Annotated in this window: 14 protein-coding genes; 10 read left to right on the top strand and 4 right to left on the bottom strand. The window is 51.9% G+C overall.

The annotated features are described in order from the left end of the window. Positions 1 to 91: 91 nt before the first annotated feature. Together FH603_RS12070 and FH603_RS12075 are read right to left on the bottom strand one after the other, a co-directional pair. Positions 92 to 940: a hypothetical protein gene (locus FH603_RS12070; protein ID WP_186737778.1), complete on the bottom strand. Its 849-nt coding sequence runs from the start codon at positions 938 to 940 to the stop codon at positions 92 to 94. Positions 941 to 1,112: 172 nt separating this feature from the next. Beyond that, on the bottom strand, positions 1,113 to 1,724 hold the full coding sequence (locus FH603_RS12075) for a laminin B domain-containing protein (protein ID WP_235985382.1): 612 nt from the start codon (positions 1,722 to 1,724) through the stop codon (positions 1,113 to 1,115). A gap of 356 nt (positions 1,725 to 2,080) precedes the next feature. Here FH603_RS12075 and FH603_RS12080 point away from each other — a divergent pair, with 356 nt between their 5' ends. The 5 genes from FH603_RS12080 (at position 2,081) to FH603_RS12100 (ending at position 7,564) form a co-directional block, all read left to right on the top strand. Further along, entirely contained in the window at positions 2,081 to 2,422 is a 342-nt protein-coding gene (locus tag FH603_RS12080; RefSeq protein WP_186737779.1) for an HPF/RaiA family ribosome-associated protein, read from the top strand. Positions 2,423 to 2,877: 455 nt separating this feature from the next. Then, positions 2,878 to 5,607, top strand: coding sequence for a PAS domain-containing protein (locus tag FH603_RS12085; protein ID WP_186737780.1), 2,730 nt, complete (start codon positions 2,878 to 2,880; stop codon positions 5,605 to 5,607). Positions 5,608 to 5,640: 33 nt separating this feature from the next. Then, a complete protein-coding gene (locus FH603_RS12090) occupies positions 5,641 to 6,054 on the top strand; it encodes a photoactive yellow protein (RefSeq protein WP_235985383.1) in 414 nt (137 codons plus the stop codon). Further along, on the top strand, positions 6,054 to 6,464 hold the full coding sequence (locus tag FH603_RS12095; RefSeq protein WP_186737781.1) for a hypothetical protein: 411 nt from the start codon (positions 6,054 to 6,056) through the stop codon (positions 6,462 to 6,464). Before FH603_RS12090 ends, FH603_RS12095 begins: the two co-directional genes overlap by 1 nt. Further along, entirely contained in the window at positions 6,461 to 7,564 is a 1,104-nt protein-coding gene (locus FH603_RS12100) for an AMP-binding protein (protein WP_186737782.1), read from the top strand. The genes FH603_RS12095 and FH603_RS12100 overlap by 4 nt, the downstream gene beginning before the upstream one ends. Before the next feature lie 522 nt (positions 7,565 to 8,086). Here FH603_RS12100 and FH603_RS12105 read toward each other — a convergent pair. Continuing rightward, positions 8,087 to 8,509, bottom strand: coding sequence for an EamA family transporter (locus FH603_RS12105; RefSeq protein ID WP_186737783.1), 423 nt, complete (start codon positions 8,507 to 8,509; stop codon positions 8,087 to 8,089). Between the two features lie 214 nt (positions 8,510 to 8,723). On the opposite strand from FH603_RS12105, the gene FH603_RS12110 reads away from it, so the two are divergent. The 4 genes from FH603_RS12110 (at position 8,724) to FH603_RS12125 (ending at position 13,418) form a co-directional block, all read left to right on the top strand. Further along, positions 8,724 to 9,881 (top strand): zinc-dependent alcohol dehydrogenase, encoded by a 1,158-nt coding sequence (locus FH603_RS12110; protein ID WP_186737784.1) that lies wholly within the window; start codon positions 8,724 to 8,726, stop codon positions 9,879 to 9,881. Between the two features lie 42 nt (positions 9,882 to 9,923). After that, positions 9,924 to 10,973 carry an SDR family NAD(P)-dependent oxidoreductase gene (locus FH603_RS12115; protein ID WP_186737785.1) on the top strand — a complete coding sequence of 350 codons (1,050 nt, stop codon included), beginning with the start codon at positions 9,924 to 9,926 and terminating at the stop codon, positions 10,971 to 10,973. A 353-nt stretch (positions 10,974 to 11,326) separates the two neighbouring features. Beyond that, entirely contained in the window at positions 11,327 to 11,803 is a 477-nt protein-coding gene (locus FH603_RS12120; protein ID WP_186737786.1) for a hypothetical protein, read from the top strand. Between the two features lie 130 nt (positions 11,804 to 11,933). Beyond that, on the top strand, positions 11,934 to 13,418 hold the full coding sequence (locus tag FH603_RS12125; RefSeq protein WP_186737787.1) for a helix-turn-helix domain-containing protein: 1,485 nt from the start codon (positions 11,934 to 11,936) through the stop codon (positions 13,416 to 13,418). Between the two features lie 127 nt (positions 13,419 to 13,545). Here the strand turns inward: FH603_RS12125 and FH603_RS12130 are convergent, their stop codons facing one another. Continuing rightward, complete coding sequence (locus FH603_RS12130; RefSeq protein ID WP_186737788.1) at positions 13,546 to 15,813, bottom strand: aconitate hydratase; 2,268 nt, start codon at positions 15,811 to 15,813, stop codon at positions 13,546 to 13,548. A gap of 297 nt (positions 15,814 to 16,110) precedes the next feature. On the opposite strand from FH603_RS12130, the gene FH603_RS12135 reads away from it, so the two are divergent. Then, positions 16,111 to 16,563 carry a CHRD domain-containing protein gene (locus FH603_RS12135; RefSeq protein WP_186737789.1) on the top strand — a complete coding sequence of 151 codons (453 nt, stop codon included), beginning with the start codon at positions 16,111 to 16,113 and terminating at the stop codon, positions 16,561 to 16,563. The last annotated feature ends 610 nt before the right edge of the window (positions 16,564 to 17,173 follow it).

The raw sequence follows: 17,173 nt of genomic DNA on the forward strand, positions 1-17,173 counted from the left end.
GCAACGTTTGCGGGCTGTTCTTGAAGCGTTATTCACGGGTCGGCAGACAGTCATCGAGTTGACTTGCTTTCCCTACATTCTGAATGCGTCTTTATGATTTTGAATTAGTATTATATAAAGGCTTCTCTCTAATATGAATTACATCTTTTTGTTTGCTTACATCAACTCTAAATTTATCCTTATCTAAGGAAAGTAAATCTAAAATGGGCTCATGATGATCAGACTTTATAAAGGGCATATGCTTATTGACTCTTGTCATCCATCTCTGGAGATCCATGTAACTATAAACCAAATCTTCGAAAGAACTAAATCCTTTTTTAATTATATAATTATCAACATACAATACAAGTTCGGTCGACATTAAATACCTAAAAGTTAGTAGAATCTTTATAAATTTATATGCATCATCCGTCCTATAAAAAAATTCATATTGTCTTATTAAAATTGGCCAAGCCGACCATTGGAATGCTATTTCTTTGTACTGCTCGGGCAATTTAGCATTCATAGTAGGCGCAATATCATTCGCTGTTTGAAGATCAAACCATACATATGCTTTCAATATTATCAGATCCCATAATTCAGGCAAACTTTCACTTTCTACCTTTCTTTCATTATTTAATTCATATGTAATAAAGCGAAAAGTAGTAATCTGTGAAAATACCTTGGGAATGATTCTAGATCCGTTTTTATAGTTAGTTGCATACGATAGAAGTCTTTCAATTATTGGCTTTTTAATTTTTAGATTTTTCAACAACATGTCTAACATTTTAATCTGATCAGCTTCATTACCTAAAACGTATAACAAAAAGTTAATATAACAAAGATGTGGTATTACCGTCTTTTCTGATGGTATACCTTTTAAAATAGTTTCTACATCATCTGGCATAACTTCTTCAAAGAGTTCGCGATATCTAATATTTGAAGCTAAAAGCATTTTCACAATACATTATTTTTTAAGGTGTGAATTTAATAATCCTCTTATAGAACCTTGAGTAGGTACATTAAGTAGACCGACTTGCTGAGCACCCACCGTTGCCAAAGTTATGAATCAATCGGCCACTCTGTTTGGCAAAGATTAACAGGCAACAACCATTACATGCTTATTCACCCACCTAGTAAATCATTGCGTTATCTAAACCACAGGTGTCCGCGCCTGTCCGGTATTCCCCGCGTATGCGCAGGTCGGTGAGGTTTTGCAATACTGTCTGTATGTCTGCTTTGGTAGCCGGGGATGATCCTTTTTTCCAACCGCTGAGTTCATTCATCCGAACGGAATAACTCGTCCAGGTGGTGCCGGGATGGTGGTTCGTGTTGTACCGAAGCGTGTCGATCCCATTCGTCAGCAGGATGTCATTCCCATCGAGCGGGGCATCGGTCGCCAGCTGCTTCAGGTCGAAGCGCAGGGTCCGGTTATAGCTTTTCCGGGCTTCTGTGACGAAGGCCTGGGAGGCAATGAAATACCAGAACGTCGTGAACTGGTCGAAGGCATAAATGTAGCCGTCCCGATTGCCGCCCGCCTTGCTGTGAACAGGAGCGCTACCCACTTCTGGCTGAATAACGTTGACCCGCCACCCCTGATCGTTTACATCGAATCGATTGACGTAGGGCCAGGGCAGCGATTGCTCGTTGTACTCGGAACATCCTGTCAGCATGGCCCCTGCTACCCCAATCGGGAGCAACCATTTATAAAAGGCAAACTTTTCCAGCTTTGAGAACATTGCCATCGCCACCTGTTATTTTTTGGGCCTACTCCTATCAAATATAGCGCGAAGGATGGGGTTTTTTGGCCACGTAGCGGTCAGCTTGTTGCGTACCTACGGCACGCGGGCCGCTCAACGGGGGCCATTTAGCTACCGACGCTACGCTGTGTAAGCCCTACGGGCTAACTCAAACAGCCTCTCAATCGACGGTCTCGAACTCGTGTTCGAACGGGCCGCTACCTGGCTGGCTACCGTTGCGGGGGCCGGAATAAACCCCCATCACGACCGATCCGTACACTCAGTTATACACCATCACGGCTAACTTCTTCCGCGCTGGCGGGTAGTAGTAGTTTGTGTTTATAAACCTAACGGTACGACAAATGAGCGATCAGAAAGGATTGGACGATGTAAGCCTGACCATTCATGCGGTCAATATCAGCGTTGAGGATGATTTCCGGGACAGAGTAGGCCAGGCACTGGTAAAATTACGGCGCTATTACAGCGGAGATGTAATTACGGCCGACGTGTTCCTGCGCGAAGAAGCCCACGGAGGACCTGATTCTAAATCCCTGCGCATCAGTTTCGGTGTTCCCGGCACGATTATGTTTGCTGAAGACAATGGCGAAAACTGGGATGCCCTGCTGAACACGGTGACGGGCAAACTCAAACACCAGCTGGAACGACATTTCACCAACTCCCAGAATAGCTACCGGCAGTCCTAAGTGATAGGGTCGCCAGTAGCCGCAGCCACTCCAGTCGGGGTGGCTTTTTTTGTGTCTGGGCCGTGGCGTTGGTTGGCCTGCTCAGCTACTTCCGGGAGACAGACAATAAGAATGAGTATATTTCCATTTTTCAGAAAGCGATCTTCAGGGCCTACCCATGAAATCCGGCCAGCACCCATCACTGGTGTGGAGCGACCAAAGACCCACTAAACCTCTAGAATAAGGTCTTGAAGCTAAATTTTCCCCTACCCTCGCCGGTGTAACAGCCAAAGCCGACTGAATAACTGCCGGTTACCAAAGCCATTTTAATCCGTATATATGCTTACGTAGGCAGGGTTTCTCAACCAATACCTATATTTACCCGTTGACGGCGGGGAGACCCGCTTCCGGCATCTGGAACTGACCGATTTGAGTGCTGACTACCGTTTTTCTACCCTTTATCTCTATCCCATGTTATGATCAACTATATGGCTCAACGGGCACCCGCGCTTCTGCAAAGCATACTGGACGCATCCCAGCAGGCGGTGACCGTTTACCAGGCCGAGCGCAGTCCGGAAGGAATCCTGATTGATCTACAGTTGCGCATGCTCAACGCATCGGCCGAACGACTTATGGGGTATTCAGCCAGCGAAGCCGTAGGTAAACGTATCGGCAAGCTGCTGCCACACCTGGTCGACACCGATTTGTTCGACCGCTACCAACAGGTCATAGAAACCGGCCAGTCGTCCCACTTCGAATTTGAATACACCCGCCCCGACCGCCCCGGCTCCTGCTGGTGCGATGTGTCGGCCGTACCGATGGAAGACAGTGTCGTGGTGACCTACAACGACATCACCCGCAACAAAGCCAATGCCGCAGCTGCCCGGCTGGTCACGGTCTTTGAGCAGGCTTTCAACGCAGCCCTGCATGGGATCACCGTGCTGGAAGCCATCCACGATGAGCAGGACCAGCTTACCGATTTCCGGTTCATCCTGATCAACCCGGCCGGGCTTCGGATGAGCGGATACACGCGGGAATACCTGTTGCAGCGTACGATATGGGAGGTTTACCCGGCTACCGGCATCAATGGGTTATTTGCGGAATATGCCCGCGTTTACCAGACGGGGCAACCCTATACCACCCAGCATTACTATCCTGAATACGATATCTGGCGGGATGTTCACATTACCCCCGTACCGGGCGGGATCATGCTTACCTACACCGACAGCACCGCCCACCACAAACTCGTTCAGACAAGCCAGCAACAAACTGCGCTGTTGCATTCTCTTCTCGATGGATCAAAGCAGGCCATCCTGGGCTTTGCGTCCGTACGGGAGGCAGGAGGACTGATTTCCGACTTCCGGTGCATCCTCCAGAATAAAACCAGCCGCCAGTGGACAGGACGCCCGGATGCGGAGATCATCGGCCAGACTTTACCGGCCTTTTTCCCCCAGTTGCACGCCGATGGGCTCCTGCCCCACTACGTTGCTGTCGTGGATACCGGCACGCCCTTTCAGCACGAAATGGAAAAAGACTGGGGAAATGGGTTGGGCTGGTATTCCTTTCTGGTCGTTAAACATACCGACGGTATTCTGCTCACGGTAACGGATAAAACAAGCGAGAGACAGGCGCAGCTGCGTTTACAGGAGCAGGCTCTGTTGCTTCAGTCGATTACCGATAATACACCGGCGGGTCTGGTCCTGTGGGAAGCCGTCCGCGATGATACGCCCGAGCGAAACGTGACCGACTTCCGATACCGGCTGAGCAACTTACTCAACACCTACGTGACGGGACACACGGCCAAAGACCTGCTGGGTAATGATTTGCTGGCGTCGTTTCCGCGTTTCAGGGGTACTCCGCTGGAAACCGCCCTCCGTGATACCCTCCGGACGGGACTTACCCAGCGCATGCTTTTCACCGACTATACCGACCCGCCGGGCGGCTGGTACGATGCCCAGTTTAGCCCGGTAGGCGATAAAGGGACCGCCGACTTGGTGTTGATGACGTACATGGATGTAACCCACCAGCACCAGACCCAGCTGATGCAGAAGCAGCAGGCCGATTTGTTTCAGCTGACGCTCAACGCCCAGCCCGCCGGGGTCATTCTCTATAAACCGGTTCGGGAGCCGTCAACGGGTGACGGGCCGGGACCCATCATTGATTTCACCATCGAACTGGTCAACGAAGCGGAGGTCCGCATGACCGGGCTTAGCGTAAATGAACTGGTCGGGCACCGGATGCTGCTGCGCTTTCCAAGTCCGGAAGGCCATGCTTTTTTTGAACAGGTTCGCCAGGTTGCTCAGACCGGGCAGCCCGAAAAATCGGTCATGGCTTATTTCAGCGACGGCATTAAGGGGTGGTTCCAGACGTCGTTAATCCCCCATCTGGATCAGGTTCTATTTACCTTCCTGGATGTATCGGAGCTAAAATACCAGCAGCAGACGCTGGAGATGGCGAATCTGGACCTGAAGCGCAGCAACGAGAACCTCCGCCAGTTCGCCTACATCGCCAGCCATGATCTGCAGGAGCCCCTGCGCAAAATTCAGTCCTTCGGCAGTATACTGGCAGCCAGCCATCAGTCGAGTCTCGACGAAGCGGGTCAGCAGTTGATTAAGCGGATGCAGACCAGCGCCGAACGCATGTCGATGCTGATCAAGGACCTGCTCACCTACTCCCGGCTGCCCACCCATCAGGCCCCGTCCCATCGCCTGCCCCTGGCCGATCTGGTAACCCAGGTGCTCGATGATCTGGCGCTGACGATTGAGGAAACCGGTGCCTGTATCGAAGTCGGTGAGCTGCCGGAAGTGGCCGGGGACCGCACCCAGCTGGAACTGCTGCTGGGCAACCTGCTGGGCAACGCACTCAAATTCCGACGTCCGGGGGAAGCGCCCCATATCCGGGTATCGGCCCGGCTGCTGTCTGCTGCCGCCCTACCCGCCGGTATCATCTCGCCCACCAGCGGCACGAGTCGCCAGTATACAGAGATAGTGGTGGCCGACAACGGCATTGGGTTCGATGAGAAATACCTTGACCGTATTTTTGAGGTCTTCCAGCGGCTTCATAACAAAAAAGAGTATATGGGTTCCGGCATTGGGCTGTCCATCTGCCGCAAAGTCGTTCAAAACCATAACGGCGGGATTATCGCCAGCAGCGAGCCGGGCAAGGGAGCGACCTTCCGGATATACCTGCCCCTCGACAAACGCTGACCTGTCCGTTTCTGCCTGCCACCCCTCCCTATAATGAAACCAACCGCGAATAAGATGGAGCACTCTACCCTACAAACCACCCCGTCCTTTTCCAGCCCGAACTTGCTCGACTGGCTGGAGCAACAAACGAATGAACAACTCAATGAAGCCCCGTTTGGCATTGTACGTATGAGCCGCGAGGGCGTCGTCGTTGCTTACTGCAAATCGGAATCGCACATCACCGGCATTTCGACGGGCTACGCCGTGGGCAAGTATTACTTTACCCAAATTGCTCCCTGCGCCAATAATATGATGGTGGCCGCCCGCTATGGACAGCCCGATCTGGACGAAGAACTCGATTATATCCTGACGTACGTATGTGACCCGGTCAAAGTGCGGCTTCGGCTGCTTAAATCGACGCAGAGCCAGTATCAATATTTTCTGGTCAACCGCAAATCGTTTAGCTGATGGTACCCGACCCCCAACAGCAGGTTCAGAAACTGATGCGGTTCATGCACCACGCCCCGCTGGCCATGGTTGAAACCGATCTCCGGGGCACGCTGCTTCAGGTGAACCCGAAGGCATTACAACTCATGATGCCCATGGCGGCTTACCTGGGCCTACCCGGCGATAACCTGCTCGATACGCTGACCGGCTTTTTACCGGCTGTCGGGCAGGCCGTCGCCCGCTTTGATAAAGATTCCGGGATGATCATCGATCAGGAACCCTACCGGATCGAATTCCAAATGAACGCACTACCCATCGAACGCTTTTTCAGCCTGACGATCGAGAAACTGGGCGCGGAAATCCTGCTGATTTTTTTCGATGACGTGACCGATTTCCTCCTGAAAGCCGACCAGATCCGCCAGCCGTTATGATCTGGACCACCGCCACCATTCAACGCATTATCCTCGACACGGCAGGCGGTATCCTCCAGACGCCCCATGCCGGGCTCGGCTCAGCGGTTCCGGCCGACCTGGACCTGCACCACGACCTGGGCCTGAACTCCCTGCAACGGATGACGCTGGCCGCTTCGCTGAACGAATTTTTCGGTCTTTTCGGCACCACCGACGATAACTACCTGCTAGCCCATACCAGCCTGGCGCACTGGACAGCCTGCATCCTGCGGGCGAGGCAGCAGGACGACACCAGCCTGACCTTCCGCACCTCGGGTACCAGCGGAGCCGCCCGGGCCATACAGCACCCGATGGCGTCGCTGCTGGGCGAAGCGCATTATCTGGCGAAACTCCTCCCCCGCCCCGCCCTGATCGTCAGCACGGTGCCCGCCCAGCATGTATACGGGCTTATCTGGACGGTTCTTTTACCGGCCATCTGGGCGTGCCCGCTGCGGTTACTGGCGGATGTATCGCCATACGATCCGGGCGCTGATACGCTGATCATTGGAACCCCCTTTACCTGGGAATACATGGAGCGGTCCCTGCGGCCGGGCAGCGTCCTGACCTGCCGGGGCGTTTCCTCAACGGCTCCCCTGCCCCCCGGCCTCTTTACCCGGCTCATCGACAGGGGCATACCCCTGACAGAGGTGTACGGATCGTCTGAAACGGGCGGACTGGCCTACCGTCACCACCCGGACCAGCCGTTTACCTTGTTTCCATACCTGAGCCTGTCAGCCGAAAATCCCGCTCAGATCACGCGCAGCGACACTGGCGCGACCTACCTCCTGCCCGACCGGCTGGAGCAGCTATCACCCAGGCAGATCCGGGTGCTGGGTCGGCTGGACGGGGCCGTCCAGATTGCGGGTGTCAACGTATACCCGGCTCACATCCGGCAGACTATACTCGACTGTCCGCTGGTGCTGACGTGCGACATCTATGCAAAGGCCGACGCGGGAGTTGCTCAATTGTATGGAGCCGTTCAGCTGCGTACCCATACCGAAGCAAACCGGGCGGCCTGCCTGCACTGGATTCGGGCCCGGTTCAGTGCGCCCGAGATACCGAAGCACCTGTACATCTACTGACCTGAATCCGGCGCTGCCGGGCCTGACCTCAGCCTGTTGAGCGCCTTTGTCGTAGGTTGGTCCTAAAAAAAGGGGTCGTTGGTCACAGCCTTCGATGCAGCTATAAACACTGTTATCGTGCACCTGCGAAGCCAGTATCCCCTTAAGGAATGAACCCGTTCCGGGACGGGCAGACACAAAAAACCCGGCATTCAGAAAATACCGGGTTTCAGCACCCACCGTAACTAAGAATTAATTGAGATGTACAAATAAATGCTTCGTAAAGGCAGGGCCGCTACGTTCGTATATAGAAACGACGACGAAAGGCATGTAGCTACCCGATAAAAAGGCAGGCATTTTTCGGTGAAATACCCAGCGTGTGTAATGAACAGTTGTCTTATCGAATTCGGTCGTATGCATTGAATTGCCTGTTTTGTTAGCAACCAGCCGTAAGCCTTTTGCATTTTGACCAACTGACCTGGAATTCGTCACATCGCGGCCTGAGTAACGTTCCGGTTAAATCCATACCGAATGGCATCCCGACTATTTCCGGGCCAACGTGATCACGATCGCGCCAATAGCCATCAGCGCAGCGCCCGCAATGACCTGCCAGTTTATTTTCTCCTTCAGAAAGACGACAGACAGGATGATCGTGAACACCAGCGATACCTTATCCAGCGACGATGTACGGGAGGCAGCACCCAGTTTCAGGGCATGAAAGGAGAGCAGCGACGATATGCAGGTGATAACGCCCGCGATCAGCAGGAACGTCCAGTCGCGCCGTTCAATCGTGGCCAGTTCACCCAGACGCCCCTGCCTGAGTACAACCGACCACGATACAATCAGAATACATACCGATTGAATGGCAAAGGCCACCGTCGAATCGACCTGTTTGATACCCGCTTTGGAAAGCGTAACCACCAGCGAAGTGGCCAGAGCGGCCAGCAATGAAAAGAGAACCCACATGGGATAAAGACTACGTTCGTGATGTGTTGACTACCAATTGAGCAGCAATCCGATTTAATTACCGATTAAACGGATTCGAGGCCTGCCGTTGCCTCTCTCCTATTATCCTACTAAATATGTCCGCTAACTTGGTTTAATAAACCAAGGCCGCTTCATCGCGTTACACCCGGTAGCCGGTTGATCACCTCACCGGTATTTATATACTCAAGTTATTATGAAAGCAGCAGTCTTCCACAAAGTCGGCGACATCCGGTATGAAACCATGGATGATCCCAAGATCGAGGAGTCACGGGATGTTGTCCTGCGCGTCACCTCCACCGCCATTTGCGGTTCTGACCTTCATATTTATGACGGTTTTTTACCCCAGCTACGCAACGAAGTACTCGGCCACGAATTCATGGGTATCGTTGAAGAGGTTGGTTCAGGCGTAACCAATTTAAAGAAAGGTGACCGGGTAGTCGTTCCCTTCACCGTTGCCTGCGGAAATTGCTATTTCTGCCAGCATCACCTGGAGATGCACTGTGAGCACTCCAACCCCGAATTTTACGGGCCGGATGGGGGCCTGCTTTCCGAGAAAGGAGGTGGCCTGTTTGGTTACTCGGATATATACGGCGGCTACAACGGCGGGCAGGCCGAATACGTCCGGGTACCCTTTGCCGACTATGGTCTGCGTCACGTACCCGAAGAACTCAAGGATGAACAGGTTCTGTTTTTATCCGACATTTTTCCAACGGGCTGGAGTTCCATTGAATGGGGTGAGTTGAAAGGGGGCGAAACGGTAGCCATTTTTGGTTCCGGGCCTGTAGGGCTTATGGCTCAGAAATCGGCCTGGATTCAGGGGGCCGGACGCGTTATTGCCATCGACCCGGTGAACTACCGCCTGGAGCGGGCGCGACGGGTCAATAACGTTGAAACCCTGAACCCGAACGAAGTGGATGTCATCGAAGCCATTCGGAGCATGACCGAAGGACGCGGGGCCGATCTGTGCGTCGATGCCGTGGGGATGGAAGCCAGCCGGACTATTCTCGACAAAGCCAAAGCCGTTATCAACCTCGAAAAAGGAACGGTCAGTGTGCTGGAACAATGTTTTCAGGCCGTTCGCCGGGGCGGTATCGTGTCGGTGGTGGGTGTGTACGGCACGCCGTTCGACAACTACCCGGTAGGCCGCATCTTCGATAAAGGCCTCACGGTTCGTTACGGACAGTCATTCGTTCACAAAAATATTGACCACCTGCTCGATCTGGTCGTGCAGGGGAAGGTCGTTCTTGACGACATCGTATCGCACGTGCTCCCGCTAACGGAAATTTCACGGGCCTACGACATCTTCAAGAATAAAGAAGATGATTGCACCAAAGTGATTCTGAAACCCTAAGCTGGGGTACTCACCCCAGCCATTTACCTTAACAACCCAACTATGGAAACGCAACCTAATGGAAAAACAGTCCTGATTACGGGAGCCAGCAGTGGCATCGGCCGTGAATTGACCCGGCTTTTTGCCAAAGACGGCTACAGTCTGGTTCTCGTCGGACGTGATGAAGAGACATTGCAGCAGCACGCCAGTAATTTTTATAACCAATATGGTACCCAGACCACGATTCTCTCCAAAGACCTCTCGGACCCCAAAGCGCCCGACGAGATCTATGCGGAGACGGCCGAAAAAGGACTCGTCATCGACGTGCTGGTGAACGACGCCGGTTTTGGTACCTACGGAAAGTTTGCCACTGATACCGACCTACAGACAGAGCTGGATGTGGTGCAGGTCAACGCCGTAGCGCTCATGCACCTGACCAAACTATTCGTCAAAGACATGGTGAGCCGTAACGACGGTAAAATCCTGATGCTTGGCTCGGAAGTGTCGGTCATTCCCAACCCGATGATGGCGGTGTATGGAGCGAGCAAAGCGTTCATCAAATCGTTTTCGGAAGGCATTCGGAATGAGTTGAAAGGTACCAACGTAACCGTGACGGTACTGATGCCGGGCGCCACGAACACGAATTTCTTCAAAGTCGCCGGTGCCGCCGATGTAAAAGGCGCTGACCCTAATAAAACAGCCGATCCAGCCGCAGTAGCCAAGGAAGGTTACGAGGCTCTGATGAGCGGGAAGGACCATGTGGTGGCTGGCTGGATGAACAAAGCACGGGTAGCCATTTCGCACCTCCTGCCCGATCCGCTACTGGCGGCCCAAACCCGCCGGGACATGACGCCGAAGGAAGAAGCCGACCGTCAGCAAAAGCAGACCATAGCCATTGCCGTAGCAGTCGGTGTAGCCGTCATTGGCGGCATACTGCTCCTGTCCCGTAGCCGGTCGGCCTATTTACCTATCAGCACGTATGATAAGGTCCGGTATCGGTACAAAGCAGGAAAAGCCAACCGTAAAGCCAACCAGGCACTGGCCTCGGTAAGCGACTCGGTCAAGGGTGCTTATCATAACGCAAAAACAGCCGTTGAAGAAACACTGGCTTAATTCGCCTATTAGTATAGTAATTAAGAGTAGTAATAATAAAGCCGGATAAATTGGAATACATTCCAATTTATCCGGCTTTATTATTACTGAAAGTTGGGCTGTATATAGTTATTCAGCCCAACCCGAATAAATAATATGCCCTGAAAGTTTCATTATTTCAAACCTCAGGTAATGGGTGAAGTTGCCATTAATAGCATTGGCTATTTAATTAATGAATAAAATATAATGCATTTTGGCGCTAAATTTTTGAAAGAGTTGATTGATAAACGCTCAATTAGAAATTTATCTGTATTAAAAGATAGAATTTATCGTTTAGCTTTGCACTGTTTTTTACATTAAATTGAAATAAGGTAATGAAAGCAACTGCACTCCGTTTTTTTTCTCCAGAAGACAACAGTGAAACGAAAAAGAAAGTTACGCCTAAATCAGTGACGCTCACAGGCTATGTGTCTGCTGCCGGGAAGTTAGTATTTCCGGATAAAGTAGTAAGCCAGCTGAGTATCAATCCTGAGACAACCCGTTTCAAAATCGGCGTTCAGGAAGGCAAGCGTAAGATCAAATCCCTGTACATCGTTGCTGCCGACGACAATTCGTCGGACTCATTTGAAATGACGAAAGCAGCCAAAGGATACACGATTTCACTCGCGTTGATCCTGCAGAAAAGCGGTATCGATTACGCATCGACTAAATATACATTTACTATTAAAGAGTTTACGTACGAGGACGGTGTATCGGGCTACGAATTACAGTTAGGTGATACAGCGCCCAAGCCTGCCTATACAGGAAAACCACGTGGTCGCAAGCCAAAAAACAGCGAAGTCAACGCCTAATATACAGTATGTCGTTAAGGGCTCCCAGCCGGTAAACGTATTATTCGGCGTCAAAGAAAATGACTAGACTGAAACGCTGAATTTAAATTTGAACTAGTCAACTGTACGCTGTTCTAGAACCCTACGTCATTTGAATTTACCCGCCGATCATATTCGCTTGCTGTTTGGGTTGAAACTTCGGCAGCTCCGACTCGATAAAGGATTATCCGTTAGTGAACTTGCCCAGCAATCGGGCTTGTCCATTTCTTACGTTACCGAGATTGAGAAAGGGCGCAAATACCCCAAAGCCGATAAAATATCGGCTTTGGCTAATGCTATGCAGGTCGATTACGATTCGCTGGTATCCTTAAAACTGAGCAAGAAACTAGAGCCTATTTCAGACTTTTTACGCTCTAAATTCCTGACCGAGATCCCTCTCGAACTTTTTGGTATCGACCCCTCGGATTTACTCGAACTACTCGTTGAGGCACCCGCCAAAGTTAGCGCCATGCTCCGTACGTTTATGGACATTGCCCTGACCTATAACATGAGTGTCGAGCGATTATACCTGACGATGTTGCGGTCCTATCAGGAAATGCATGACAACCATTTTCCGGATATCGAAGCGAATGCCGACCGGTTTCTGGGCGAGTTTGCCGTACAGGGAGGAGTTGTCGATGAAAATCTGCTGACCAACCTGCTGAAGACGCGCTACGATGTTCATATCGAGTCGTTCGACCCGTTGACTCAACCGGAACTGACGGCGCTACGGTCGGTTTACCGCCCTGCCAGGAAGACGCTGCACCTGAACGCCGGTCTGTCGGTAGAACAGCGGGCATTTATTCTGGCACGGGAGGTAGGTTTCCAGTTCATGTCCCTCAAAAGCCGGCCTTATACCTATTCATGGGTAGAAGCGGATTCGTTCGAGCAGATCCTCAACAATTACAAAGCATCTTATTTTGCCGGGGCTATCCTGATCCGGCGTGATAAGCTGGTTGATAAACTGACGGACCTGTTCGCCCGGGAAACCTGGAACAACGATGCGTTTCTGGAACTGATCCACGAATTCGGGGCTACCCCGGAGCGTTTCTTTTACCGGCTGAGCAACGTGCTGCCCAGTTATTTCGGCATCGATCAGTTGTTCTTCTATCGGTTCAATCACACCGCCGGACAAACCACTTTTCAGCTGACAAAGGAGATGCACTTGTCGCGTCAGCAGGGGCCACGCGGTATGGTCGATGAGCATTACTGCCGCCGTTGGATTGCGCTCACCATATTACAGGAACTTCAGTTCCTGCAACAGAACAAAGGGTTCGACGGCACCCTCTGCCGGGCGCAGCTTTCCGAATACGCCGACTCGGGACACCAGTATCTGATTATTTCGGTTGCCCATCCGTTTCAGGCAGCTACTCAGCAGAACATGAGCGTGTCGATGTGTTTCGCCGTTAACGACGCCCTCAAGAGTAAAATGAAGTTTTTGACCCATGTTCCCAACGCTGTCCCGTTCCGGGTCGTAAACGAAGCCTGCGAACGCTGCGGCATTTTCGACTGCCGCGAACGGGTTGCGGCCCCTGCCGTACTGCAAAAGAAACGTCAGTTTGCAGGCATGAAACAGGCGATGGAAAAGCTGAAGTAAGTTTTGCCGGTACTAAAAAAGCGAATGCCATTACTGTCGGGTAATGGCATTCGCTTATTTAGTACTGTACTGCGGACTTCAGTCCGTTCGTGTAAACAGCGGACTGAAGTCTGCGGTACGTAAACCGTTACGCGTTCTGTTTCATCCGGATGATGTTCAGCGCGGCACCCGCTTTGAACCACTCGATCTGGCCTTCGTTATAGGTGTGGTTCACCATGAACTCGTCCACCGAGCCATCGGCATGAGTCAGCACGATTTCGAGCGGACGACCGGGGGCAAACTCGGTCAGGCCGTTGATCTCGATCGTGTCGTCTTCCTGCACCTTGTCGTAATCGGCGGGGTTCGCGAACGTCAGCGCCAGCATTCCCTGCTTTTTCAGGTTGGTCTCGTGAATACGGGCAAATGACCGAACCAGAATAGCCCGAACGCCAAGGAAGCGGGGTTCCATAGCCGCGTGTTCGCGGGAGGAGCCCTCACCGTAGTTTTCGTCACCTACCACGATCGAACCGACACCAGCCGCTTTGTATGCCCGCTGTACGGCTGGTACTTCGCCGTATTCGCCGGTCAGCTGATTTTTTACGCTGTTGGTTTTCTCCGTGTAGTAGTTGACCGCACCAATCAGCATATTGTTCGAGATGTTATCCAGGTGACCGCGGTATTTCAACCACGGGCCAGCCATCGAAATATGGTCGGTCGTACACTTGCCTTTCGCTTTGATCAGCAGTTTCAGGCCGCTCAGGTCTGTACCTTCCCAGGCTTGGAAAGGAGCCAGCAGTTGCAGCCGGTCGGATGTGGGCGATACCAGCACGTTCACGCCGGAACCATCTTCGGCCGGGGCCTGATAACCCGCGTCGTCAACAGCGTAGCCGTTTACAGGCTGCTCGATACCCATAGGCTCGTCGAGTTTTACCTGCTCACCCGCTTCGTTAGTCAGCGTGTCGGTCATTGGGTTGAAGGTCAGGTCACCGGCAATGGCGAAAGCCGTCACGATCTCGGGCGAGGCCACGAAGGCGTGTGTACTGGCGTTCCCGTCGTTGCGCTTGGCGAAGTTCCGGTTGAAGGACGTAATGATGGAGTTTTTCCGGCTTGGGTCATCCATATGGCGCGCCCACTGCCCGATGCAGGGACCGCAGGCATTGGCCAGCACAACTCCGCCCATTTCTTCGAACGTATCCAGCAGGCCATCCCGCTCTGCTGTAAAACGAACCAGTTCCGAACCGGGGGTGATGGTAAACTCGGCCTTCACTTTCAGACCTTTGCTGGTTGCCTGGGCAGCAATGGAAGCCGAGCGGGTCATGTCTTCGTAGCTGGAGTTGGTGCAGGAGCCGATCAGACCGACTTCCAGTTTCTCAGGCCAGTTATTGTCACGAACGGCTTTGGCGAAGTTCGACAGCGGCCAGGCCAGATCGGGGGTGAAAGGACCGTTGATGTGCGGCTCCAGCGTGTTCAGATCAATTTCGATCAGCTGATCGTAGTACGTAGCCGGATCGGCATAGACGCCTTCGTCCGAGCGCAGATCGGCTTTCACCGCATCGGCTGCGTCAGCGATCTCGGCCCGGCCGGTTGCCCGCAGGTAATCTGACATCTTCTCGTCATAGCCGAAGATCGACGTCGTCGCGCCTATTTCAGCGCCCATGTTACAGATCGTGCCTTTACCGGCTGCCGACAGGCTTTCGGCTCCTTCGCCAAAATATTCGACGATGCAGCCCGTACCGCCTTTTACGGTCAGGATACCGGCCACGCGAAGAATAACGTCTTTGGCCGAAGCCCAGCCGCTGAGTTTACCCGTCAGTTTCACGCCGATAAGTTTCGGCATTTTCAATTCCCAGGCCAATCCTGCCATTACGTCGCAGGCATCGGCACCGCCAACGCCAATCGCGATCATACCCAGGCCACCGGCCATCGGCGTGTGCGAATCGGTACCGATCATCATGCCACCCGGAAACGCGTAGTTTTCCAGAACGACCTGGTGAATGATACCGGCACCGGGTTTCCAGAAACCAATACCGTATTTATCAGAAACCGACGCCAGAAAGTCGTAAACCTCTTTGTTTTTGTTTTTGGCAATGTCCAAATCGGCAACCGCCCCGACTTCGGCCTGAATCAGGTGGTCGCAGTGAACGGTAGACGGAACAGCGACCTGCGGCCGACCTGCCTGCATGAACTGCAACAGGGCCATTTGAGCCGTTGCATCCTGCATGGCCACGCGGTCTGGGGCGAAGTCGACATACGCTTTTCCCCGCTCAAAGGACTGCGTGGTAGCGCCCGCGAAAAGGTGACTGTATAAAATCTTTTCCGATAAGGTGAGGGGTTTGCCCACTGCCTGACGGGCTGCTTCGACGCGTTCGCCAAGGTTGGCGTATACGCGCTGAATCATTTCTAAGTCAAAAGCCATAATAAAAAGAGATAACGGTTACTGAACAAGGGTATATATATAAACAACCACCGAAATACAGGAATGGATTCCCGTTCACGGCTCAAAAGTAAAGGTTTCTAGATCGTTTTGGAAATCCTGCTGAGTATGAGCCAAAAACAGGGTAATACAGGACTTCTGAAAGGCCCACTGGCTCTTATTCGCTATTTTTTGTACAACAAAAACGCGTTTGGATCATTATAGGATCATAACCGCATCAACATAAGACCTATTCTAACTGTTAGTTTTGAGATTTGTTGATGCATAGACTCCAACTTTATGATTAAGAAAAATGCACTGCTTTCTGTAGCAGCTTTACTGGTTATGGGCCTGACCCTAACGTCTTGCAGCGAGGATGACGACACGAACCCGGTTGTGGTTGCCCCCGATCAGTACACGGCCACCATCGATGGGAAAAGCGAAAAGCCAACCTCAACAACATCGACAGCCATCGGTGCTTTTAACGGCAAACTGGACGAAACGACCCGGACGTTGAGCTATACGGTAACCTATTCGGGTATGACCCCAACAGCGGGCCACCTGCACCGGATTTCCCGTCCTGACAATACTGGGGATCCGGAAATTTTTTTCCCAAGCCTGACTTCGCCCATTACCGGTTCGACAACGCTGACCCAGGCGAAAATGGATAGCCTGAAAAGCGGTTTCTACTATGCGAACCTGCACTCGGCTGCTTACTCGAACGGCGAGATTCGGGGTGATATCAAGAAGTAATTCACTTCATTAGTGCCCTACCCTCAACAGGCGGTTTTCATCTACGGAGGAAGCCGCCTGTTTGCTTATATCATGGACCATACTATACGAACCTTATTAACGACGCAACTTATAAAGGCCGTATTCGAGGGGACATGCAGCCATGAACCGAACCATCGTGTTGATTATGATAAAAAAAACTGACCCAAACCAGGTCAGTTTTTTAATGCACTTTGATTTGCACCATTATAAAGCACGGGATTGAGTCCTGCTTTATGACTTTTACCACCTGATTTATAGTGGTTATTTCGGCACTCAGCCGGTAAATGCCTGCTGTTGGGCTTGCTTTCACCTTCATCTGCCCAATGGCCCTAGACCAGTCGAGGGTTGGAGTAGTATTATCAGCCTGGTATTGACCTCATTGCATGGGAATAGGAGAAATTTGTAGTATGGGCTCGCACTATGATCGCTATAAGCCTGGTTCAATACCTGGAACCTGTTCAAATCATTTTGTTTATTGACCGATAAAAATATAATGTTTAACTAATCAATGCAACCGATTGCAGATTAAAATTATAGTTTTGCGCTGTAGTTCCATTTCTTTGTCGTTCCCATCTGATTTTGCTCAGAT

It is taken from the genome of Spirosoma utsteinense, assembly GCF_014282275.1.
GTDB classification, from domain to species: Bacteria; Bacteroidota; Bacteroidia; order Cytophagales; family Spirosomataceae; genus Spirosoma; species Spirosoma utsteinense.